Source organism: Citrobacter sp. S-77 (assembly GCF_963864895.1).
GTDB classification, from domain to species: domain Bacteria; phylum Pseudomonadota; class Gammaproteobacteria; order Enterobacterales; family Enterobacteriaceae; genus Citrobacter; species Citrobacter murliniae.
The window spans coordinates 1,318,910-1,341,080 of sequence record NZ_CAWLWU010000002.1; the positions used below are offsets into that span (position 1 = coordinate 1,318,910).

General features: G+C 52.7%; 21 protein-coding genes and 1 riboswitch. Of the genes, 11 read left to right on the plus strand and 10 right to left on the minus strand.

The features are described 5' to 3' along the window. The first annotated feature begins 652 nt into the window (after nt 1-652). Complete coding sequence (uvrB, locus tag AACS05_RS06835) at nt 653-2,674, plus strand: excinuclease ABC subunit UvrB (RefSeq protein ID WP_045441157.1); 2,022 nt, start codon at nt 653-655, stop codon at nt 2,672-2,674. Nucleotides 2,675-2,769: 95 nt separating this feature from the next. Here the strand turns inward: uvrB and yvcK are convergent, their stop codons facing one another. Beyond that, the gene (gene yvcK / locus AACS05_RS06840; RefSeq protein ID WP_045441158.1) at nt 2,770-3,678 is read right to left on the minus strand and encodes a uridine diphosphate-N-acetylglucosamine-binding protein YvcK; all 909 of its coding nucleotides are present in this window, start codon (nt 3,676-3,678) and stop codon (nt 2,770-2,772) included. A gap of 264 nt (nt 3,679-3,942) precedes the next feature. Continuing rightward, a riboswitch (molybdenum cofactor riboswitch) is annotated at nt 3,943-4,088 on the plus strand. On the opposite strand from yvcK, the gene moaA reads away from it, so the two are divergent. The 6 genes from moaA to AACS05_RS06870 all read left to right on the plus strand — a co-directional run bounded on the left by moaA (nt 4,076) and on the right by AACS05_RS06870 (nt 7,525). Next, nucleotides 4,076-5,065, plus strand: coding sequence for a GTP 3',8-cyclase MoaA (moaA, locus tag AACS05_RS06845; RefSeq protein WP_045441159.1), 990 nt, complete (start codon nt 4,076-4,078; stop codon nt 5,063-5,065). It overlaps the preceding riboswitch by 13 nt. Nucleotides 5,066-5,086: 21 nt before the next feature. Then, nucleotides 5,087-5,599 carry a molybdenum cofactor biosynthesis protein B gene (moaB, locus tag AACS05_RS06850; RefSeq protein WP_045441160.1) on the plus strand — a complete coding sequence of 171 codons (513 nt, stop codon included), beginning with the start codon at nt 5,087-5,089 and terminating at the stop codon, nt 5,597-5,599. A gap of 2 nt (nt 5,600-5,601) precedes the next feature. Then, nucleotides 5,602-6,087: a cyclic pyranopterin monophosphate synthase MoaC gene (moaC, locus tag AACS05_RS06855; protein ID WP_045441161.1), complete on the plus strand. Its 486-nt coding sequence runs from the start codon at nt 5,602-5,604 to the stop codon at nt 6,085-6,087. Continuing rightward, nucleotides 6,080-6,325 carry a molybdopterin synthase sulfur carrier subunit gene (moaD, locus tag AACS05_RS06860; RefSeq protein WP_045441162.1) on the plus strand — a complete coding sequence of 82 codons (246 nt, stop codon included), beginning with the start codon at nt 6,080-6,082 and terminating at the stop codon, nt 6,323-6,325. The genes moaC and moaD overlap by 8 nt, the downstream gene beginning before the upstream one ends. Before the next feature lies 1 nt (nt 6,326). Beyond that, a complete protein-coding gene (moaE, locus tag AACS05_RS06865) occupies nt 6,327-6,779 on the plus strand; it encodes a molybdopterin synthase catalytic subunit MoaE (protein ID WP_045441163.1) in 453 nt (150 codons plus the stop codon). A gap of 41 nt (nt 6,780-6,820) precedes the next feature. Beyond that, entirely contained in the window at nt 6,821-7,525 is a 705-nt protein-coding gene (locus AACS05_RS06870) for a Bax inhibitor-1/YccA family protein (RefSeq protein ID WP_040230421.1), read from the plus strand. A 55-nt stretch (nt 7,526-7,580) separates the two neighbouring features. Here the strand turns inward: AACS05_RS06870 and AACS05_RS06875 are convergent, their stop codons facing one another. From AACS05_RS06875 to AACS05_RS06885, 3 genes are read right to left on the minus strand one after another with little or no spacing between them, the layout of a single operon-like run. After that, the gene (locus AACS05_RS06875) at nt 7,581-8,543 is read right to left on the minus strand and encodes a lysylphosphatidylglycerol synthase domain-containing protein (RefSeq protein WP_045441164.1); all 963 of its coding nucleotides are present in this window, start codon (nt 8,541-8,543) and stop codon (nt 7,581-7,583) included. Next, on the minus strand, nt 8,543-9,784 hold the full coding sequence (clsB, locus tag AACS05_RS06880; protein ID WP_045441165.1) for a cardiolipin synthase ClsB: 1,242 nt from the start codon (nt 9,782-9,784) through the stop codon (nt 8,543-8,545). Before clsB ends, AACS05_RS06875 begins: the two co-directional genes overlap by 1 nt. Next, complete coding sequence (locus AACS05_RS06885) at nt 9,781-10,542, minus strand: endonuclease/exonuclease/phosphatase family protein (RefSeq protein WP_045441166.1); 762 nt, start codon at nt 10,540-10,542, stop codon at nt 9,781-9,783. The genes clsB and AACS05_RS06885 overlap by 4 nt, the downstream gene beginning before the upstream one ends. A 130-nt stretch (nt 10,543-10,672) precedes the next feature. Here AACS05_RS06885 and AACS05_RS06890 point away from each other — a divergent pair, with 130 nt between their 5' ends. Further along, nucleotides 10,673-11,083 carry a YbhQ family protein gene (locus AACS05_RS06890; protein WP_045441167.1) on the plus strand — a complete coding sequence of 137 codons (411 nt, stop codon included), beginning with the start codon at nt 10,673-10,675 and terminating at the stop codon, nt 11,081-11,083. On the opposite strand, the gene AACS05_RS06895 is transcribed toward AACS05_RS06890, so the two are convergent. The 5 genes from AACS05_RS06895 to cecR are packed head-to-tail and all read right to left on the minus strand — an operon-like array spanning nt 11,045 to nt 16,686. Then, nucleotides 11,045-12,151, minus strand: coding sequence for an ABC transporter permease (locus tag AACS05_RS06895; protein WP_045441168.1), 1,107 nt, complete (start codon nt 12,149-12,151; stop codon nt 11,045-11,047). The genes AACS05_RS06890 and AACS05_RS06895 overlap by 39 nt on opposite strands. Nucleotides 12,152-12,161: 10 nt before the next feature. Next, entirely contained in the window at nt 12,162-13,295 is a 1,134-nt protein-coding gene (locus AACS05_RS06900; RefSeq protein ID WP_045441169.1) for an ABC transporter permease, read from the minus strand. Continuing rightward, nucleotides 13,288-15,024 carry an ATP-binding cassette domain-containing protein gene (locus tag AACS05_RS06905; RefSeq protein WP_045441170.1) on the minus strand — a complete coding sequence of 579 codons (1,737 nt, stop codon included), beginning with the start codon at nt 15,022-15,024 and terminating at the stop codon, nt 13,288-13,290. The genes AACS05_RS06900 and AACS05_RS06905 overlap by 8 nt, the downstream gene beginning before the upstream one ends. Then, nucleotides 15,017-16,012: a secretion protein HlyD gene (hlyD, locus tag AACS05_RS06910; RefSeq protein ID WP_045441171.1), complete on the minus strand. Its 996-nt coding sequence runs from the start codon at nt 16,010-16,012 to the stop codon at nt 15,017-15,019. Before hlyD ends, AACS05_RS06905 begins: the two co-directional genes overlap by 8 nt. Beyond that, nucleotides 16,009-16,686 (minus strand): transcriptional regulator CecR, encoded by a 678-nt coding sequence (gene cecR / locus AACS05_RS06915; protein ID WP_045441172.1) that lies wholly within the window; start codon nt 16,684-16,686, stop codon nt 16,009-16,011. The genes hlyD and cecR overlap by 4 nt, the downstream gene beginning before the upstream one ends. A gap of 228 nt (nt 16,687-16,914) precedes the next feature. On the opposite strand from cecR, the gene rhlE reads away from it, so the two are divergent. Next, on the plus strand, nt 16,915-18,261 hold the full coding sequence (gene rhlE / locus AACS05_RS06920) for an ATP-dependent RNA helicase RhlE (protein WP_045441173.1): 1,347 nt from the start codon (nt 16,915-16,917) through the stop codon (nt 18,259-18,261). 34 nt (nt 18,262-18,295) lie between these two features. Here rhlE and AACS05_RS06925 read toward each other — a convergent pair whose 3' ends face one another. Beyond that, nucleotides 18,296-19,030, minus strand: coding sequence for a GntR family transcriptional regulator (locus AACS05_RS06925; RefSeq protein WP_045441174.1), 735 nt, complete (start codon nt 19,028-19,030; stop codon nt 18,296-18,298). A 202-nt stretch (nt 19,031-19,232) separates the two neighbouring features. Here AACS05_RS06925 and AACS05_RS06930 point away from each other — a divergent pair, with 202 nt between their 5' ends. Together AACS05_RS06930 and AACS05_RS06935 are read left to right on the plus strand one after the other, a co-directional pair. Beyond that, nucleotides 19,233-20,585: a class-II fumarase/aspartase family protein gene (locus AACS05_RS06930; protein WP_045441175.1), complete on the plus strand. Its 1,353-nt coding sequence runs from the start codon at nt 19,233-19,235 to the stop codon at nt 20,583-20,585. Between the two features lie 33 nt (nt 20,586-20,618). Further along, nucleotides 20,619-22,040 (plus strand): DASS family sodium-coupled anion symporter, encoded by a 1,422-nt coding sequence (locus AACS05_RS06935; RefSeq protein WP_045441176.1) that lies wholly within the window; start codon nt 20,619-20,621, stop codon nt 22,038-22,040. The last annotated feature ends 131 nt before the right edge of the window (nt 22,041-22,171 follow it).

Genomic DNA, 22,171 nt, shown 5'->3' on the forward strand with positions numbered 1-22,171 from the left:
TAAATGACAAAGCACAGAGATGATTTCCGGCACCAGGGTGCACATTGCCAGTGCTTGTGAGCGTCATGGTGGTGCAGATAGCAAAATGATGAAAATGCGAGCAAGATCTCGGCTGCTGCAGGTCGCTTCGTTAGCTGATAAATATCAAAAATTAGCGATAATTTTTTTTTATTACCCCAGAAAAGACCATAGATGTGTTTTCGCCAGGCGGCAGTCAGTACGGGCTGGAGGCAGTTATCCACTATTCCTGTGGATAACCTTGTGCATTAGAGTTAGAAAACACAATGTAAGCGAGAGAAGACGCGGCTTGCGACTAAATTGGTGCGAAAGACGTCTCGAGAGAATAGTCATTTAAATACAAATTGTTAGATAAAATCAATGGCTGTCGCAGAAGTGTCATGCGTTGCCACAAAACTTTCATCCGGTAGCTTGACAAATGTTAAAAAAGTCATTGGTCTGGGGATAACACATTTTTACTGGTGTTTTATCTCGTCAGCGCCAAAATTTTCGTCCACAGTGACGGGCTTTCTGATGGCGTAACAGATATATTCTGGCGCGTTACTGTTTTTTCATCCAGTATATTTTACTGGCAAAATGTACGACTGCGAGTAAAATTACACACCTGCCCGCCCATTGCTTCAGGTAGCTGCTCATGAGTAAACCGTTCAAACTGAATTCCGCTTTTAAACCCTCTGGCGATCAGCCTGAGGCGATTCGTCGCCTGGAAGAAGGGCTGGAGGATGGGCTTGCGCATCAAACGCTGCTGGGCGTAACGGGGTCGGGAAAAACATTCACCATTGCCAACGTGATAGCTGACTTACAGCGTCCCACAATGGTGCTGGCGCCTAACAAGACGCTGGCAGCCCAGCTATATGGTGAGATGAAAGAGTTCTTTCCGGATAATGCGGTTGAGTATTTTGTCTCCTACTACGACTATTATCAGCCGGAAGCGTATGTGCCGAGTTCTGATACGTTTATCGAGAAAGATGCGTCGGTAAACGAGCATATTGAGCAGATGCGACTGTCGGCGACCAAGGCGCTGCTGGAGCGTCGGGATGTGGTGGTCGTGGCCTCGGTTTCCGCGATCTATGGTTTGGGTGACCCGGACTTGTATCTGAAAATGATGCTGCACCTGACGGTGGGGATGATTATCGATCAGCGGGCCATTCTGCGCCGTCTGGCGGAGTTGCAATATACCCGTAACGATCAGGCATTCCAGCGCGGTACTTTCCGTGTGCGCGGTGAAGTGATCGACATCTTCCCGGCTGAGTCTGACGATATTGCGCTGCGCGTGGAGCTGTTTGATGAAGAAGTTGAGCGTCTGTCATTGTTTGACCCGCTGACCGGGCAGGTTGAATCAACCATCCCGCGCTACACCATCTATCCTAAAACACACTACGTGACGCCTCGCGAACGCATTGTGCAGGCCATGGAAGACATTAAAGTCGAGCTGGCCGAAAGACGTAAAAACCTGCTGGCGAACAACAAACTACTGGAAGAACAGCGCTTAAGCCAGCGTACGCAGTTCGATCTGGAAATGATGAACGAACTGGGATACTGCTCTGGCATTGAAAACTATTCCCGTTATTTGTCCGGGCGAGGGCCAGGCGAGCCGCCGCCGACGTTGTTTGATTACCTGCCAGCCGACGGTCTGTTGGTAGTGGATGAATCCCACGTCACCATTCCGCAAATTGGCGGGATGTATCGCGGCGACCGGGCGCGAAAAGAGACGCTGGTCGAGTACGGTTTCCGTCTGCCGTCTGCGCTGGATAACCGCCCGCTGAAGTTTGAAGAGTTTGAAGCACTGGCGCCGCAAACCATCTATGTGTCTGCGACACCAGGTAATTATGAACTGGAGAAATCCGGTGATGAAGTGGTCGATCAGGTCGTACGACCAACCGGTCTGTTGGATCCGGTTATTGAGGTGCGTCCGGTAGCGACGCAGGTCGACGATCTGCTCTCTGAAATTCGTATCCGCGCGGCGATTAATGAGCGCGTACTGGTCACGACGCTGACCAAACGGATGGCGGAAGATCTCACGGAATACCTCGAAGAGCACGGCGAGCGAGTGCGCTATCTGCACTCGGACATCGACACCGTGGAGCGGATGGAAATCATCCGTGACCTGCGCCTGGGCGAGTTTGACGTGTTAGTCGGCATCAACCTGTTACGTGAGGGCCTGGACATGCCTGAGGTCTCTCTGGTGGCGATTCTGGACGCAGATAAAGAAGGGTTCCTGCGTTCTGAGCGATCGCTTATCCAGACCATTGGTCGTGCGGCACGTAACATCAACGGAAAAGCGATCCTCTACGGCGATAAAATTACCGCCTCGATGGCGAAGGCGATTAGTGAAACCGAACGTCGTCGCGAGAAGCAGCAGCAGTACAACGAAGAGCACGGTATTACTCCTCAGGGACTGAACAAGAAAGTGGTCGATATTCTGGCGTTGGGTCAGAATATTGCCAAAACAAAAGCCAAAGGCAGAGGGAAGTCTCGCGCCGGGGCGAAGTCCGAGGTAGTTGAGCTGGATATGACGCCGAAGGCGCTGCAGCAGAAAATCCATGAGCTGGAAGGGCTGATGATGCAGCATGCGCAGAACCTGGAGTTCGAAGAGGCAGCGCAGATCCGTGACCAGTTGCATCAGCTTCGCGAGCTGTTTATTGCGGCGTCTTAACGCGTTGCCGGATGGCGGGGTAAACCCCTTATCCGGCCTACAAACGTCAAGGTCGGTTAGGCCTGATAAGCGTCAGCGTCATCAGGCAAATTCGCTCAGCCTAAAGCCTGTACCACTTTTTCCAGCGCGGTGTGCAATAACTGGCGGTCGTGGCGATAAGGAATATCGCTGGCTTCCAGCACGTCCTGAATCACAATGCGGTCAGTAACGGCTGAAACATCCACCTTCGGCCCCACAATTACCGCATCAATGACCTTCTTCCCTACGTACTGTTCGATGATTGCCAGCTTATCTCTGAGCGTCAGGCTGGCGGCTGGCAGGCTTAATTCGCGCCCCAGATTGCCAATATAAACCATCGGTGCCGGAGTGCGACGCAATGCCTGCGCCAGTTCATCGAGCAGCAGGATCGGCATCAGGCTGGTGTAAAAGCTGCCCGGTCCTATCAGAATCAAATCCGCTTCCGCGATAGCTTCAATCGCTTCCCGCGTGGCCGGGACCTTTGGCGAAAGCATCAACTCCTGAGGGGGAATAGTGAGCTGATCAATATTCACTTCGCCATAGACCTCATGTCCCTGATCGTCGATAGCCATAAGATCCACCGGCAGCTCTGACATCGGAATTAAATGCGCATCCACTTTCAGTAGACTGCGAATTAAATTGATGGCTTCCAGAGGCCGCACGCTCAGGTGATCCAGCGCCTTTAACATCAGATTTCCGAGGTTATGCCCGGAAAGCTCGCCATTACCGCCAAAACGATACTCAAACATGGCGGATGCGACGCTTGGCTGGGTAATTAACTGGTTCAGGCAATTACGCATGTCTCCCCAGGCAATACCCCCTTCGGAGCGCCGAATGCGGCCTGTGGAACCGCCATTATCGGTGGTGGTAACAATGCCCGTCAGGCGTGAGCCTAAAGGGGAAAGTGAAGAGAGAACGCGTCCTAATCCATGCCCTCCGCCGAGAGCGACAACGCGATCCAGATCCGCCAGCGTGCGAGTACGCATATATTTTCCTGATATCAATTGATCAGCGTACAGTAGCGTAAATTGCGTGTTTTCAGCAATTAGCCAGCGGGTTTCAGAGAAAAAATTTTCTGTGATCTACCTCTTTCTGACGAGGCTCACCTTACGACAAGATGATGTATATCAATGCAAAAGTGTGGTTTTTACTTATTCTGTAGCGAAAATGCACGATCATGTCGTTATATACATGTTTATACAGCGAAAGTGTACATGGCAAAACTACCATTTACACGCTAGTATCGGCATAACCACAATAAACACTCTAGCCACTGCACCTGGGTCAAATGATACGGTGCTTTGGCCGTGACAATGCTTATATGAGATTGTCACCAGGGCGCAGGAAGAAATGACTTCGCCTCCCGTATTTGGAAAGGTGTACATGGGCTCTCAACTTACTGATGCTTTCGCTCGTAAGTTTTACTACTTACGTTTGTCGATTACCGATGTGTGTAACTTTCGTTGCACCTACTGTCTGCCGGATGGCTATAAGCCCGGCGGCGTTACCAATAACGGCTTTCTGACCGTTGATGAAATTCGTCGTGTCACACGTGCGTTCGCCAGCCTGGGAACGGAAAAAGTGCGTCTGACGGGAGGCGAACCGTCCTTGCGTCGCGACTTTACCGACATCATCGCCGCCGTGCGTGAAAATGACGCTATCCGTCAGATTGCGGTAACCACCAACGGGTACCGTCTGGCGCGGGATGCCGCTACCTGGCGCGAAGCGGGACTCACGGCGCTGAACGTCAGCGTCGACAGCCTTGATGCTCGCCAGTTTCACGCCATTACCGGACAGGACAAATTTCAGCAGGTAATGGCTGGTATTGATGCCGCATTTGATGCCGGTTTTGAAAAAGTGAAAGTGAACACCGTGCTGATGCGCGACGTGAACCATCATCAACTGGACACCTTCCTTGCCTGGATCCAGCCGCGTCCAATCCAGTTGCGCTTTATTGAACTGATGGAAACCGGCGAAGGCAGTTCTCTCTTTCGTAAACACCATATCTCCGGGCAGGTTCTGCGCGATGAACTGCTGCGTCGCGGCTGGATCCACCAGCTACGTCAACGCAGCGACGGTCCGGCGCAGGTTTTCTGTCATCCTGATTATGCCGGCGAGATCGGCCTGATCATGCCTTATGAAAAAGACTTCTGCGCCACCTGTAACCGTCTGCGCGTTTCTTCTGTCGGCAAACTTCATTTGTGTTTATTTGGTGAAGGCGGCGTTAGCCTGCGTGATTTGCTGGAGGATGATGCGCAACAGCAAGCGCTGGAAGAGCGCATCTCTGCCGCGCTGCTAGAGAAAAAGCAAACCCACTTCCTGCATCAGAACAATACCGGCATAACCCAGAACCTCTCATATATCGGTGGATAATCTACAAAAAGGAGATTAAAGATGAGTCAGGTAAGCGCTGAATTTATCCCGACACGCATTGCTATTCTTACTGTTTCCAGCCGTCGTGGTGAAGAAGACGACACTTCAGGTCATTATTTGCGTGACTCTGCACTGGAAGCAGGTCATCAGATTGTTGATAAGGCAATTGTCAAAGAGAACCGTTACGCTATTCGCGCCCAGGTGTCTGCCTGGATTGCCAGCGACGACGTGCAGGTAGTGCTCATTACTGGTGGCACGGGGTTGACTGAAGGAGACCAGGCGCCGGAAGCGCTGCAGCCGTTGTTTGACAGAGAAGTCGAAGGTTTTGGCGAAGTGTTCCGTATGCTCTCTTTTGAAGAGATTGGTACTGCGACGCTGCAATCCCGTGCGATTGCCGGGGTCGCCAATAAAACGCTGATTTTCGCTATGCCGGGTTCGACTAAAGCGTGTCGTACCGCCTGGGAAAACATTATTGCGCCGCAGCTTGATGCCCGTACACGTCCGTGTAATTTCCACCCACATTTGAAGAAATAAGTATGTCGCAACTGACTCATATTAACGCCGCTGGCGAAGCGCACATGGTGGATGTCTCCGCCAAAGCGGAAACCGTACGTGAAGCGCGTGCTGAAGCATTCGTCACCATGCGCAGCGAAACTCTGGCAATGATTATCGACGGTAGCCACCATAAAGGCGACGTTTTCGCTACGGCCCGAATTGCCGGTATCCAGGCGGCCAAACGCACCTGGGATCTTATCCCGTTGTGCCACCCACTGATGCTCAGCAAGGTTGAAGTTAATCTGCGCGCCGAGCCGGAGCACAACCGTGTGCGCATTGAGTCGCTGTGTCGTCTGACGGGTAAAACCGGTGTCGAAATGGAAGCTTTAACGGCGGCATCGGTGGCTGCGTTGACCATCTACGACATGTGCAAAGCGGTACAAAAGGATATGGTGATTGGTCCGGTGCGGCTGTTGGCGAAAAGCGGCGGCAAGTCGGGAGATTTTAAGGTGGATGCGCATGATTAAAGTTCTTTTCTTTGCCCAGGTACGTGAACTGGTGGACACGGATGCGTTAGACGTCACAGCAGAATTTCCTACGGTAGAGGCGCTGCGCCAGCATCTGGCCGCCAAAAGCGATCGTTGGGCGCTGGCTCTCGAAGACGGCAAACTGCTGGCTGCGGTTAACCAGACGCTGGTCAGCTTTGATTATCCCGTTAAAGCGGGAGATGAAGTCGCCTTCTTCCCGCCGGTAACCGGAGGCTGAGATGGCTGAAACGCGAATTGTTGTTGGACATGCCCCGTTTAGCGTCGGGGAAGAATATCCCTGGCTGGCAGAGCGCGACGAAGATGGCGCGGTGGTCACTTTCACCGGTAAAGTCCGGAACCACAACCTCGGCGACAGCGTAAAGGCGTTAACGCTGGAACACTATCCAGGCATGACCGAGAAAGCGCTGGCAGAAATCGTCGAAGAGGCGCGTGAACGCTGGCCGTTAGGTCGCGTAACGGTTATACATCGCATCGGCGAACTGTGGCCTGGGGATGAAATCGTCTTCGTCGGCATAACCAGCGCACATCGCAGCAGCGCGTTTGATGCCGGCCAGTTCATTATGGATTATCTGAAGACTCGCGCGCCGTTCTGGAAGCGTGAAGCAACGCCGGAAGGCGAACGTTGGGTGGACGCCCGTGACAGCGATAAACAAGCAGCAAAACGCTGGTAGAGTACAATTGTTGTAGGCTCATACTGATTCAGGAGATTGTCATGGACCGATTCCCACGATCCGATTCTATTGTACAGGCCCGTTCCGGTCTGCAAACGTATATGGCGCAGGTGTACGGCTGGATGACCTGTGGGTTGTTACTGACGGCCTTTATTGCGTGGTATGCGGCGAATACGCCAGCGGTAATGATGTTTGTCTTCTCAAGCAAAATTACCTTCTTTGGGCTGATTATTGCCCAGCTTGCGCTGGTGTTTGTTCTTTCGGGCATGGTGCAAAAGCTCAGTGCCGGAATGGCGACCACGCTGTTCATGCTCTACTCGGCATTAACCGGCCTAACGCTGTCGAGTATCTTTATCGTTTATACCTACTCGTCTATCGCCAGCACCTTTGTGGTTACCGGCGGAATGTTCGGCATCATGAGTCTGTATGGTTACACCACCAAACGCGATCTCAGTGGTTTCGGCAATATGTTGTTTATGGCGTTGATCGGCATAGTGCTGGCTTCGTTGGTTAACTTCTGGCTGAAGAGTGAAGCGCTGATGTGGGCGGTGACCTACATTGGAGTGATCGTGTTTGTCGGCCTGACTGCCTATGACACGCAAAAGCTGAAAAATATCGGCGAGCAGATCGACTTGCGTGACAGCTCTAACCTGCGTAAATACGCGATTCTCGGGGCGTTAACGCTGTATCTGGACTTCATCAACCTGTTCCTGATGCTGCTGCGTATTTTCGGCAATCGTCGTTAAATATCTGTTGCCGGATGGCGGTGTTAACAATGCTATCCGGCAATAAATCTCACGGCTATTTTGCCATCGCCTTCTCGTTCTTTACCCGCAGCTTTTTCGCCCGACTCTCCAGTACCAGATAACACACCAGCGCCAGCAGCAACGGAATAAAATAGTAGAGCACCCGGTACGCGAGCAGGGCGGCGATGATCAAGCCTTGCGAGGTCTCTTCTCCTGCCAGCAAGGCGATAAATACGGCTTCAAGTACACCGATCCCCGCAGGAATGTGCACGATCACCCCGGCAATACTGCTCACCAGTAGCACCCCGAGTACAAAGAAATAATCCACGCCCTGGCCTAACAGCAGCCAGATAATTGCCCCCATGACCATCCAGTTGGTACTGGATATTGCCATCTGAATAAGGGCGAATTTCCATGATGGAAGTACCAGTTTTTGACCTTTAATCGTGATGTGGCGATGTTTGGCAAATGCGCAAAACCACAGATACACGACAATAATCAGCAGCAGCGACACGCCCAGAATGCGTAGCGTAAGCTCATCGATATACCAATGCGCGGGTAACTGAACGACGCCGAAGGTAAAAATAAAACCGCCCAGCAGGATGTAGCCCAGCCAGTTGGTGGTAATACTGAGCGAGAAAATGCGCGTGATAGTACTTCCCGGCAATCCAAGGCGCGAGTAGAGCCGATAGCGCATCCCAATACCACCGACCCAGGTACTTAATGTCAGGTTGAAGGCGTAACAGATAAACGATACCAGCATCACCTGGCGTTTTGACAGTTTATGCCCGCAATAATACCGTCCAAGCAGGTCATAAAAGCCATAGAACAAATAGCTGACGATCACGAGTCCAATCGCGCTGAGCAGGGCGAGCCGATTGTAATCACGGATAACCGTCCACACCTCTTCCCAGTTCACCTTGCTGGCATAAATAACCAGTAACACGATGACTGCTATAAAAAATAGCCAGGTGAGGATTTTTTTCGCTAACCGCCAACGCGGATGAGATTTTGCCATCAGGGTTTCCCTCCGGCATCTTCTGCCTGAATGCGATCCTGTGTTTCCATAGTGGGCTGGGCAGGCGGCTCAACCTGGGCAAGGCGCGGAGTGTGTGCGGGTAACCAGCCGACCAGCGCCGGAAAATGGCGCAAAAAGTGGAATGCCATCACACTCTTGGTCAGATTCCACCAGGTGCGTTTTGGAAGCATGGATTCATCAACGCGTTTGCAGTCTTGCGCAATAATAGGGTCCAGATTGTCACGCAGGGTCTGGTTAAAGGCGCGGTCATGAATAATGATATTTGCTTCCAGGTTGAGCGACAGGCTGAGTGGGTCGAGATTGCTGGAGCCAACCGTTGCCCAGTGATCGTCCATCAGTGCCACTTTGCCATGAAGAGGTTTGCGTCGGTATTCATAAACGTGGACGCCGCCCTTCACCAGATAGTTGTACAGCAGGCGAGCACCAACCTTTACAATCGGCATATCCGGCTCCCCCTGGACGATAAGCTTCACCCGTACCCCGCGTCGTGCAGCTTTGCGCAGCGCATGCAGCAGTCGATAACCTGGGAAGAAATAGGCATTGGCAATGATCACTTCCCGTCTGGCCTGAGTCAGCATTTTCAGATAATGACGTTCAATATCATCGCGATGTTCTTCGTTATCGCGCCAGACAAATAGCGCCTGCGCTTCGCCAGGTTGACGATTCTCAATCGCCCGATGATGGCGCCGCCACCAGCGGCGTACGGCGCTTTGTCCTGGCAGGTTTTCCAGTACAAATGTCAGGATATCGACCACGATAGGACCCTCAACCCGCACGGCATAATCCTGCTTGGCTTCAGGGCCATAATCAGACATATGTTCGGCGGAATAATTAATTCCGCCGACGAAGGCGACGCGATCGTCAATCACGACTATTTTGCGATGCATCCTCCGAAACAGGTTAGTGCGCATGCCCAGCAGGCGAGGGCGCGGATCGTAATAACGAAAAACAATTCCGGCGGCGGTCAATTCGTCGACAAAACGATCGCTGAGATCTGGTGAACCGTAGCCGTCCAGTAGCACTTCTGCTTTGATCCCGCGTTGAGCGGCTCTCAGCAGCGCAGCATGCAGCCGTATTCCGACTTCATCTTCAAACCAGATAAAGGTCTCAAGGATTATCTTTTGTTGTGCCTGCTCAATAGCTTCAAAGACGGCGGGATAGTATTGGTCGCCATTTTCCAGTAGCTGAATTTGATTGCCTTCACGCCAGCCATTTTTCATAAATGAATCTCCGCGCTGAGGGGGGCATGGTCAGACAAATGTCGCCAGTTGTGGAGCGCCAGCGCAGTTGGCGTACTGGCGTTGGCATTTTTTACGTAGATCCTGTCGAGGCGTAGTAGCGGCAGATGCACCGGAAAGGTTCGCGCCGGTCGTCCGTGGGCCCGGGTAAAAATCTCTTCAAGACCGGCCTGGGCTTTCAACGGATGATTAGCCTTTTGCCGCCAGTCGTTGAAATCCCCGGCGACGACGACAGGTTCGTCATCGGGCAGGGCATTCACCCAATCGGCCAGCATTGACAACTGTGCCTGGCGATGAGCTTCACGTAACCCAAGATGTACGCACATCACATGGATAGGGCGAGGTAACATTGGCGGCACGATGCGACAGTAAAGCACGCCGCGTTTTTCACTTCGCCCGACTGAAACATCGCGATTTTCATCATGTTCGATGGGATAACGTGACAATACCGCATTGCCGTGATGCCCTTGTGGATAAACGGCATTACGCCCGTAGGCAAAGTCGCTCCACATCGTATCAGCCAGAAATTCGTAGTGTGTGGTATCCGGCCAGTTCTCCACATGCAGCGGGTGAATGTCGTGCGCTCCCATCACTTCCTGCAGACACACAATATCCGCACCGACCGTCCTGACGGCATCACGTAGCTCAGGCAAAATAAAGCGTCTGTTAAAGGCGGTAAAACCTTTATGCGTATTAATAGTGAGCACATTGAATGAAAATCGATCGGTTGGTTCGGTCATGGGTCTCCTGTCGGCGTCATTTTTCTTTTAAATAGTGTAGTCGGCGTCACAAAAGGATGCGGTGTTACGGAATTTTCCGTAAAGTCCGGTACTCTGAATAATTAGTTAAAAATCCTTCAGGAGAAAAGCCATGAGGTGGCAACAACGTGTTCGTGTCGCAACGGGTCTTAGTTGCTGGCAGATTGTGTTGCATTTACTGGTAGTGGCGTTGCTGGTAATGGGCTGGATGAGTGGCACGCTGGTGCGCGTCGGTCTGGGATTATGCGTCATTTATGGCGTAACAGTTTTACTGATGCTGGCGTTACAGCGTCATCATGAGCAGCGCTGGCGCGATGTGGCCGATGTGCTGGAAGAGCTTACGACCACGTGGTATTTCGGTGCGGCGATGATCGTACTGTGGCTGCTGTCCCGCGTGCTGCAAAATAACGTGTTACTGGCACTGGCGGGACTGGTTATCCTTGCCGGCCCCGCAGTGGTCTCACTGCTGGCGAAAGACAAGAAACTACATCACTTTGCGTCTAAACATCGCATACGCCGCTGAACCGGTTGTGGCCGCAATAACCAAAAGCGGCCACAAACTTCCCCAGACAATCTTCAGACTCGCATCCTTCAGGTAAATCTGTTTCGTGATGTCCGTGAAATGGCGGATAGGGTTTATCCACGTCAGGTTCTGCAACCATACCGGCATATTTTCGACCGGAGAGACATACCCTGAGAGTAAAATTGCGGGCATCATAAAGACAAAAACGCCGATAAATGCCTGTTGCTGTGTTGAGCACAGCGATGAAATCAGTAAACCAAAGCCCACCAACGACAACCCATAAATCACCATCGTAAAGTAGAACAACCCCAGCGAACCGGCAAAGGGGATGTGATACGCCCAGATGCCAATTGCCAGCACGATGGTGGCCTGAAAAGTGGCAACGATCAGCGCAGGCACCGCTTTACCGATGAAAATCTGCCAGGTGGTGAGCGGGGAAACCAGCAGTTGGTCCAGCGTACCTTGTTCGCGCTCGCGGGCAACCGACAGCGAGGTGACGATCATTACGCCGATAGTGGTGATCATGGCGATCAGTGACGGCACCACGAACCATTTATAATCCAGATTCGGGTTATACCAGTTACGCACCACCAGTTCACTGTTGTTCGGTTTAGCTTTACCCTCCATCAGCTCCTGCTGGTATTCTTTGACGATCTGCTGCAGATAATTTGCGGCGATCTGCGCGCTGTTAGAGTTACGCCCGTCGAGGATTAGCTGCATGGGCGCCTGCTGGAAGGTATCCAGATTGCGCGAAAAATCGGCCGGAAAACGCACCAGCAGTAGTGCTTTTTGCGTGTCGATGGTGGGCTGGATCTCCTGCGGATTTTTCAGCAGCAGGATATGAGTAAAGGCGCTGGCGCGGGAAAAACGCTGGGTTAACTCCACCGAATGTTTGCCGTTGTCTTCGTTATAGATGGCGATAGTGGCGTTGGTCACTTCCAGTGTTGCAGCGAAAGGAAACAGGATGACCTGAATCAGCACCGGTAAAATCAGGATTGCGCGTGTCTGCGGCTCGCGCAGTAGCGATTGCAGCTCTTTGCGAATTAATGTCCATAAGCGATGAAACATGCCTGTCCCCTTAATCCAGCCGACGTTTGGTTTTAAGCCACGTCAGACCAATAAACATCACCGCCGAAGCGATTAAAAACAGCACGTTGATAATCAACACTACCGGAATATTTCCCGCCAGAAACAGGCTTTGCAAGGTACTGACAAAATAACGGGCGGGGATAATGTAGGTCACCGCGCGGATAATTGCCGGCATGCTGTCTATCTGGAAGATAAATCCCGACAGCATAATCGACGGCAGGAAAGCGGCGTTCAGTGCCACCTGTGCGGCGTTAAACTGATTGCGGGTGATGGTGGAGATCAGCAATCCCATCCCTAACGTGCTGAGCAAGAACAGGCTGGTGATAAAAAACAGGATCAGCAGCGAACCGCGGTAGGGAACATCAAGAATAAACACCGACACCAGCATGCAGAGCAGCATCGCCAGCATGCCAAGAAAGTAATAGGGGATCAGTTTGCACAGCAGTAATTCGACGCGGGTCACTTCAGTCGAGAGCAGTGCTTCCATCGTCCCGCGTTCCCATTCTCGCGCAACCACTAATGAGGTGAGGATCGCGCCAATCACCGTCATAATGATGGTGACTGCGCCAGGAATAATAAAGTGCTGGCTGATGGCCGCCGGGTTAAACCAGTAGCGCGTTTGCACGTCAATCAGCGGCTCGAATGATTCTCCCCGATCTTCCGCCCGTTGTTTTTGCCAAATCTGCCAGATGCCTTCCACATAGCCCTGCACAAAGTTAGCTGTGTTGGGTTCGCTGCCATCGGTGATCACCTGGATCGGGGCGATGTCGTTTGGCCGCGCCATCTGCTGAGCAAAATCTACCGGGATAACCACCAGTCCGCGAATTCGCCCGGCCTGCATCTTCTCAATCAATTCCTTGCGGCTATCGCTAATGGTGGCGTCAATATATGGCGAGCCGGTCATGGCGTGGGTAAAGTCCAGTGCCTCTTCGCTCTGTTGTTCGAGCAGAATCCCCACCCGAAGCTTGCTGGAGTCGAGGTTAATGCCGTAGCCGAAGATAAACAACAGCAGTAGCGGGATCACCACGGCAATCAGCCAGCTACTGGGGTCGCGAACGATCTGGCGCGTTTCTTTCACACACAGCGCCCGCACGCGTCGCCAGGAAAGAGTATGGTTACTCATGCGCATGCTCCTTATCCCAGTCATTGATAAGCGTAATAAACGCCTGTTCCATTGTTGGGTCCGGCGTATCATTATCGGCGGCTTGCGCTTTCAGGTCATCCGGTGTGCCGCTGGCAATCAGCTTACCGCGATACACCAGTCCGATACGGTCACAATATTCCGCCTCGTCCATAAAATGGGTGGTAACCATCACCGTAACGCCTTTTTCCACCATGCTGTTGATATGCAGCCAGAACTCCCGGCGGGTGAGGGGATCGACCCCGGAGGTCGGTTCATCAAGGAACAGGATATCGGGTTCATGCATCAGTGAGCAGGCCAGCGCCAGACGCTGCTTAAACCCCAGAGGCAACTCGTCAGTGGCATGGGAGGCGATGCTTTTCAGGCCGAACGCCTCGCTCATACGATCAATTTTTTCTTTCTGCGCACGACCGCGCAGGCCGTAAACGCCAGAGAAAAAGCGCAGATTCTGTTCAACCGTCAGGTTGCCATACAGGGAGAATTTCTGCGCCATATAGCCCAAATGTTGGCGCGCTTTCCCTGAACTGACTTTCAGGTCCATATCCAGCACCAGTGCTTTACCGGAAGTGGGGACCAGCAGGCCACACATCATTTTAAAGGTGGTGGATTTGCCTGCCCCGTTTGGCCCTAACAGGCCAAAAATTTCACCGCGCTGTACGGCGAAATCCACATGGTCGGTGGCGGCAAAGTCGCCAAATTTTTTGGTCAGCGCTTTGGCCTCAATGACCGTTTCACCCGCTTTTCCTTCCACGGTGTGCAGGATGGCGCCCAGCGGAGATTCAGAGGTTCCCGCTCCGCCGAGCAAATCGATAAAGGCGTCTTCGAAGCGTGGGGCAGTCCCGGTGATATTAATCTCCGGCATGCCATCGGCATGACGAATATCATCCGCTGTCGCCTCTTTTTTCAGGATCAGTCGAACAGATTTGCCCTGAATCATCCCGTCGCTGACCTGCGGCAGTTTTAACGCCCGTTGCAGCAGCTTCCGGTTGTTTTCCTGCGGACTGCTCATTAAAAAGCTACGTCCCGCCATGGTTTGCGTAAGTTGGGTCGGTTCGCCCTGATACAGCAGTTCACCTTCGTTCATCAGCAGCACATCACGACACTGCTCGGCTTCATCAAGATAGGAAGTGCTCCAGAGGATCAGCATGCCGTCCCCGGCCAGCTCGTGCACCATTTGCCACAGTTCGCGACGAGAAATGGGGTCCACACCAACGCCTGGTTCATCCAACAACAGAACTTTTGGCTCACCAACCAGGGTACAGGCAAGACCCAGCTTCTGTTTCATCCCGCCGGAGAGCTTTCCTGCCAGACGCCCGGTAAATGGCCCCAGCGAGGTAAACTCCAGCAGACGGGCAAAGGTCTCTTTGCGTTTTTCACCGGTCACGCTACGTAAATCGGCATAGAGATTGAGATTCTCCATGACGGTCAAGTCTTCATACAGGCCAAATTTTTGCGGCATGTAGCCCAGCACTGCATGCAGCGCGCTATCGTCTTTTATCGGGTCAAAACCGATCACTGTCGCGCTACCGTCATCTGGCTTCAACAGGCCCGCCAGCATACGCATTAAGGTCGTTTTCCCTGCGCCGTCTGGCCCTACAAGACCGGTGACATAGCCAGCGTGAATGGTACAGTCGAGCGGTGCAACCGCCGGCTTTTCCAGGCCTTTGAAGCGTTTGACCAATCCACTAAGCGTAATGACGGCGTCATTCATGCCGCGCCTCGTCACTGAATTTCACCGTGACAGGCATCCCCTGGCGTAATGCATCATCCGCATCTGTCACAACAATACGCAGGCGATAAACCAGGTCGGTACGCAGGTCCGGGGTTTCAACCGTTTTGGGCGTAAACTCTGCGGTAGGAGATACAAAGCCTATTTTACCGTGATACGGTTTATCCGGACGGCCATCGGTATAGAGCAGAATTTCTCGTCCTGGCTGTGCCTGGCTCAGATTACGTTCGTCAACATAGGCGCGAACCCAGACCGGGCGGGTAAGCGATAGTGTCAGCACGGTGCCGCCCGCGTTCAGCATGCTGCCGGGTTCGACCGCTCGGGTTAGCAACGTGCCGTCAGACGGTGAGGTGAGAGTTGTATCATGCAAATCAAGTTCAGCCTGTGCCAGCTGGGCCTGAGCTTGTTCGAGTGTTGCTTTCGCCTGGGCGATATCCTGTGGGCGGTTACCGCTGCGATATTGCGAAAGTTTATCCTGGGCAGATTTCAGTGTGGCCAGCGCCTGGTCGCGTGCAGAACGGGCGTTTTCCAGGTCATTGGCGGAAATCGTGCGACTTTTCCACAATCCTGACTGGCGGTTGTAAAAGTTTTGCGCGTAATCGTATGCCGCCTGAGCCTGTTTCACGGCTGCTGCGGTTTGTGCGATCTCTTCCTCACGATACCCTGCCAGCATCAGGTCGTATTGCGCCTGTGCAGCGGCAACATTGGCTTTTGCCTGCATCAGTGCGTTTTCGTATGGGGCATGGTCCAGCTCGCCCAGCACCTGACCGGCGGTAATGGCATCACCTTCGTCAACGGCCAGCGAGGCCAGTCTGCCACCAACACGAAAACTTAAGTTGACGCTACGGATGTCGACATTGCCGTACAGGGTCAGGCCGTTATCTTGTCGGCTTTGATACCACCACGTTCCACCGGCAATCACGGCCACGAGTGTCGCGATAACCAGCCCAAGAACGACAGGTTTTTTCATGAGTCCAGACTCCTTTGCGTTAAACCTTGCAGAATAAGATCGATGTGAAAGATGACCGTTTGGGAAATCAGCGCGGCTTTATCTTCATCAAATTGTGACCAGCCAGTGCGTAACAGTATGGTTTCTTTACCCAGCCGGAAGGCCAGTACCTCGCCGAGTATGGCGTGGGTGTGCAGGATCATTTGGGTATCGTTGGCATCGCAGCCAGTATAGGCAGCAATCAGGCGTGTCAGGTGTGTATGTAGAGGATTGAGTACCTGATCGTGCACCAGTTGATAAGCGGCGGTGGGCGAAAGCTGCTCACGCGAAATAAATTTACTCAGATTAACGGTGTCGTCCTGGGTTAACAGCATGATCATATTTTTGCAGGCGCGCAGAATAAGTTCGCGCATTGCCGCCCGATCCGGCTCTGGCTGGGCAAACAGGCGCTCAGCTTCCTCTGCGTGGGGACGAAACTGTGAACCGATAAAATCAGCAATCCACTGGGCGCAGGCAAGATATAAATCTTCTTTTGAACCAAAATAGTAGGTAATTGCGGCAATGTTCTGCCCGGCCAGGGCGGCAATATCGCGCGTCGTCGCGTGCAGGCCATACTCACCAAATTGTGCCAGCGCGGCGGCAATGAGCTGGTTCTTTGCCTGTTCACCTTTTGTTGTCATGGTTGGTGTATTCATTGCACGGTCATAATCTTAATCAATCGATTGATTAAGATTATGACTGATGTTCGATATTGTCCAGTGTGGTGGTTTATTTTGTTTTTTCGGCTGGCGGGATAATTTATGCGGTACATCACAAAAACTGCTACACTCCGCCCCTTCATGACATTGTGGTTTTTGTCATCTCTTTTGCGAGTATCTCCCTGAAAACGACACCGGTAACGGTCGGGGCGGTTCGGAGTAGTTATGTCTTTTGATTCCCTTGGTTTAAATCCTGATATTTTGCGCGCCGTTGCCGAGCAGGGTTACCGTGAACCAACCCCTATTCAGCAGCAGGCAATTCCCGCAGTGCTGGAAGGCCGTGACCTGATGGCCAGCGCCCAGACTGGTACAGGTAAAACAGCAGGCTTTACCCTGCCGCTGCTACAACATCTTATTACCCATCAGCCACATGGCAAAAGCCGTCGCCCGGTGCGTGCGCTGATTCTGACACCAACACGTGAACTGGCTGCGCAGATTGGTGAAAACGTCCGCGATTACAGTAAGTATCTGAATATTCGCTCACTGGTGGTTTTTGGCGGTGTGAGTATTAACCCGCAAATGATGAAACTGCGTGGCGGCGTTGATGTGCTGGTGGCGACTCCCGGTCGTTTGCTCGATCTGGAACATCAGAACGCGGTCAAACTGGATCAGATTGAGATCCTGGTGCTGGATGAAGCGGACCGTATGCTGGATATGGGCTTTATCCATGACATTCGTCGCGTACTGGCAAAATTGCCGGCAAAACGTCAGAACCTGCTGTTCTCTGCAACGTTCTCTGACGACATCAAAGCGCTTGCTGAAAAGCTGCTGCATAACCCGCTGGAAATTGAAGTGGCTCGTCGTAATACCGCTTCTGAGCAGGTTACTCAACACGTTCATTTCGTTGATAAAAAACGCAAGCGCGAATTGTTGTCGCAGATGATTGGCCAGGGTAACTGGCAGCAGGTACTGGTCTTTACCCGTACCAAACATGGCGCTAACCACCTGGCAGAACAGCTGAATAAAGACGGCATTCGCAGTGCAGCCATTCACGGTAACAAATCTCAGGGTGCGCGTACGCGTGCGTTGGCCGATTTTAAATCCGGTGATATTCGGGTTCTGGTGGCGACCGATATCGCCGCGCGCGGACTGGATATTGAAGAACTGCCGCACGTAGTGAACTACGAGCTGCCGAACGTGCCGGAAGATTATGTACACCGTATTGGTCGTACCGGCCGTGCGGCGGCAACGGGTGAAGCGTTATCTCTGGTGTGCGTCGATGAGCACAAACTGTTGCGTGATATCGAGAAGCTACTGAAAAAAGAGATCCCACGTATTGCTATCCCGGGCTACGAGCCGGACCCGTCCATCAAAGCTGAGCCGATCCAGAACGGACGCCAACAGCGTGGCGGTGGTGGTGGCCGCGGACAGGGTGGTGCAGGGCGTGGGCAGCAACCGCGTCGTCAGGATGGCGGAGCGCCAAAAGCGAAGCCGCGCAGCAGTGAAGGCAAACCGGCAGGCGATAAGCCTCGTCCGCCACGTCGTCCTCGCAGACCGTCTTCAGCACAGTAATTGAATGAAAAACCTGCCATGTCGGCAGGTTTTTTTACTCACCTGAACTCTGCGGTTTCAGCACGATTGAGCAGGTATACCGTCCTGCCGGGTGAATCGAAATCGTCGTTTCAAATACCTTTCCTTCCCTGTCCATATAGCGACGCACAATTCTCATCGCCGGTGAATCAGGTTCTACGTTGAGGATTTTCGCCACCTTTTTAGGCACGCCCACGGCTGTAATCGTCTGATGTACCTCATGGCTTTTAATACCGTAATGGGTTTCGATCAAATCGCTAATTAACGAGTGTGGATCGTTGCGGATGTAAGCGCGCAGCTTGGCGTAATCCGTACTGGCATAACTGTCGGTCCAGCAGATTGGCGCGTCCGGGTTTTGCGCATCTTCGCGGGTGCTGGCAATGTGCAGCCAGCGGGAGCCCGGCGGACAACCAATCATCTGGGAAAGCTCAATATCCGCGACAATTTCATCGATTTTTTTAATCACGCGCAGATTGTTTTTCGCCAGCAGTAACAGATCTTCAAGATGCGATAATGGGTGGTTGACGCCGTTTACCTGTGGTTCGCAAACGCGGGTTCCTGCGCCTTTACGGCGTGAAATCAACCCCTGTTCCGTTAATTCCCTCAATGCCTCTCGTATGGTGTGGCGGCTGACCTGCCATGTTTCACACAGCTCCATTTCTGTGGGAAACAGCGAGCCTGGGGCAAAAGTACCCACCGATATTTGCTGCGCCAGTTCACGTGCTATTCGCTTGTACAGAGATTCTTTCATCGCAGTTTCATCAAAAAATTAATGATCTTCATCACAAAAATATGTACGGACTATTCCATACATTCCTCGTGAATACTATAAATGTCCGTACATTTAAATGTACGGACATTGTTGTATGTCTGGACATTGCGGCGGTCTTTGTTCTTCCAACAAACGGCCTGAAACACGCATCTTATCATTATCAGATTTTCCAGGGGGATTTATGGCTTCGAATGTGCTTGATTCTGTTCTGTTCAGGGATTCTTTCGGTACACCTGCAATGCGCGCGGTGTTTGACGATCGCGAACTGGTGCGCAAATACGTGGAAGTGGAAGTGGCATTAGCTAAAGCCCAGGCACGCTGTGGCGTGATACCCGAGGCTGCGGCGCAGGAAATTGCTGAGAAATGCAATGCCGATACGCTTGATTTTGATTTGCTGCGTCATGAAACCGAAATTGTGGGTTATCCGATCCTGCCGCTGGTGCATCAGATTTCAAAACAGGCCGGAGAGTCCGGCGGTTACGTGCACTGGGGGGCGACCACCCAGGACATTATGGACACTGCGGTAGTGCTGCAAATTCGTGATGCTTTTGCATTAATCGAATCCGATATGGACAAACTTCGTGCGACGCTGGCCGATCTTGCTCGTCGGTACCGCGATACGCCAATGGCGGGGAGAACTCATCTGCAGCAGGCGCTGCCAGTGACCTTTGGTTATAAAGCTGCCATTTGGCTGGATATGTTCGAACGCCATGCCGAGCGTCTTGCTCAGGCGCGTCCACGTGTGCTGGTCGGTGAATTTGCTGGCGCAGCCGGTACGCTGGCATCGTTGGGCGATAAAGGGCTGGCGGTACAAAAAGCCATGATGGAAGAGTTGGGACTCAATGTACCTACGTCTACCTGGCACGTCGCGCGCGATGGTTTTGCTGAAGCCGTAAACCTGCTGGCGGTTATGACTGGTTCTCTGGGCAAGATCGCTTATGACGTGATGCTGATGGCATCAAACGAGTTTGGCGAACTGTACGAGCCGTTTGTTAAAGGACGCGGTGCCAGCAGCACCATGCCGCAGAAACGAAACCCTATCTCCAGTGAGCTGATGCTGGCCTGTGCTAAAGGCGTACGTCAGCAAGCAGGGCTCATGCTGGATGCGATGGTACAGGACCTGGAACGGGCAACCGGGCCGTGGCATGCCGAGTGGATTGCTATCCCGGAAAGTTTCGTCCTCAGCGCGGGGGCGTTGCATCAGGCCAACTTTATGCTGGCGGGGCTGGTGGTTGATGAAGCGGCGATGAAACGTAACCTCGGTATGACCAATGGTTTGATTGTGGCCGAAGCGGTCATGATGGGTCTGGCGCCATATATTGGCCGTCAGGATGCGCATGACGTAGTGTACGACGCCTGCCGTATCGTTAATGAACAGGGGGGACGACTGGCCGATGTACTGAATGCGATGCCGTCAGTTTCAGAACGTCTGGATCCGCAGTTGATTGAGGAGCTGACCGACCCGGCAAATTACCTGGGGATGGCACCCGCGATGGTCGATCAGGTGCTGGCCAAATATATGTCGCGGAAATGAATTATCTCGGGCTAACGGAATAAGGATATTTTTATGTCAACGAATTCTGTCACGGGAAAATCCATTCTGTCATTCCTGATACTGCTGGCGATTGGCGGAATCATTTGGTTTTATCCCGTACCTGAGGGGCTGACGCCTCAGGCCTGGCATATGTTTGCTATTTTTGCCGCCACTATTGCCGCCATTTTGACCCAACCGCTCCCTTCGGGGGCGGTCATGTTGATTGCGCTTTGCGTGGTGATTTTTACCAAAACATTGCCAGAGGCGAAAGCGCTTTCCGGGTTCGCTTCCGGCACGGTATGGCTCATCTTCTGCGCCTATGTCCTTTCTCTGGGGTTTGTCACCTCGGGTCTGGGGAAACGTATTGCGTATAAGATGCTGTCGCTTTTTGGCGGTAGCAGTCTGGGTATCGCCTACTCGCTGGGGGTTTCCGATCTGATTATGGCCCCGGCAATGCCGTCGGTGACCGCGCGTTCCGGGGGGATTATTTTCCCTATCACGCGTTCAATTAATGATGTGCTGGGCTCGGCTCCTGGGGTAACGGGCAAACGTATTGGCGATTTCTTAACCATGGTGTGCTTTCAGTTTACGCCGATTACCGGGGCGATATTTCTCACCGGGATGGCGGCGAATCCGCTGGTGGCGAGCCTGGCGAAATCCTCATTAGGCGTTGAGATAACCTGGGGCGGGTGGTTTGTTTCCGCAGTGGTCCCGGCGATGGTTTGTTTTTGCCTGATGCCGCTATTGGTTTATAAGTTGCTGGATCCTGAGCTTAAGCGCACGCCAGAGGCAAAAGCGATGGGTAAGCAGGCGCTGGGGGAACTCGGCGCGATGAGCAGCAACGAGAAAAAAGTCGCTTTCGGCTTTGTGCTGGCGTTGGTTGGCTGGGGCACCAGTTTGATCACAGGATTGTCTGCGACGTCAGTCGGACTGGGATTGGCTGCTTATCTGTTCGCCTCGGGCGCCGTGAGCTGGAAAAGCCTGCTCAATGACCATGCGGCCTGGGATACGGTGATCTGGTTTAGCGTCATTATCAGCCTCGCGACCGGGCTTGCCGATCTGGGCTTCATTAAATGGATGACGATCAAACTGGGTAGCGGTATTCAGGGATTTGGCGCGATAGAGTCCTTTATTATGTTGGGGATCCTCTATATTTACGTCCATTATCTCTTTGCAACCGCGACCGGACATGTAGCGGCGCTGTACGCACCTTTTGCGGCCACCGCGATCGCTGCAGGCGCACCGCCGATGATGGTGGCTATTTGCTTCGGTATTTTCAGCAATCTGATGTGGGGTAATACGGAGTATGGCGGCGGACCTGGCCCAATCTATTTTGCGCAAGGTTATTTTGAACGACCGCGCTTTTACAAAATCAACCTCTGCGTGGTGACGGTGAATGTGATTATCATTTTTGCCGTGGGTATGCTGTGGTGGAAGCTACTGGGATACTATTAACCGATACGCTTATTCGGCCTGCAATATGTATAAATGCAGGCCGGATAAGGCGTAAGCCGACATCCGGCAAAGTGAACCCGAGTTGCGAAGCGCTTTCCAGTTTGGGGGAAAAAGGTACATCCAGCGCCTGA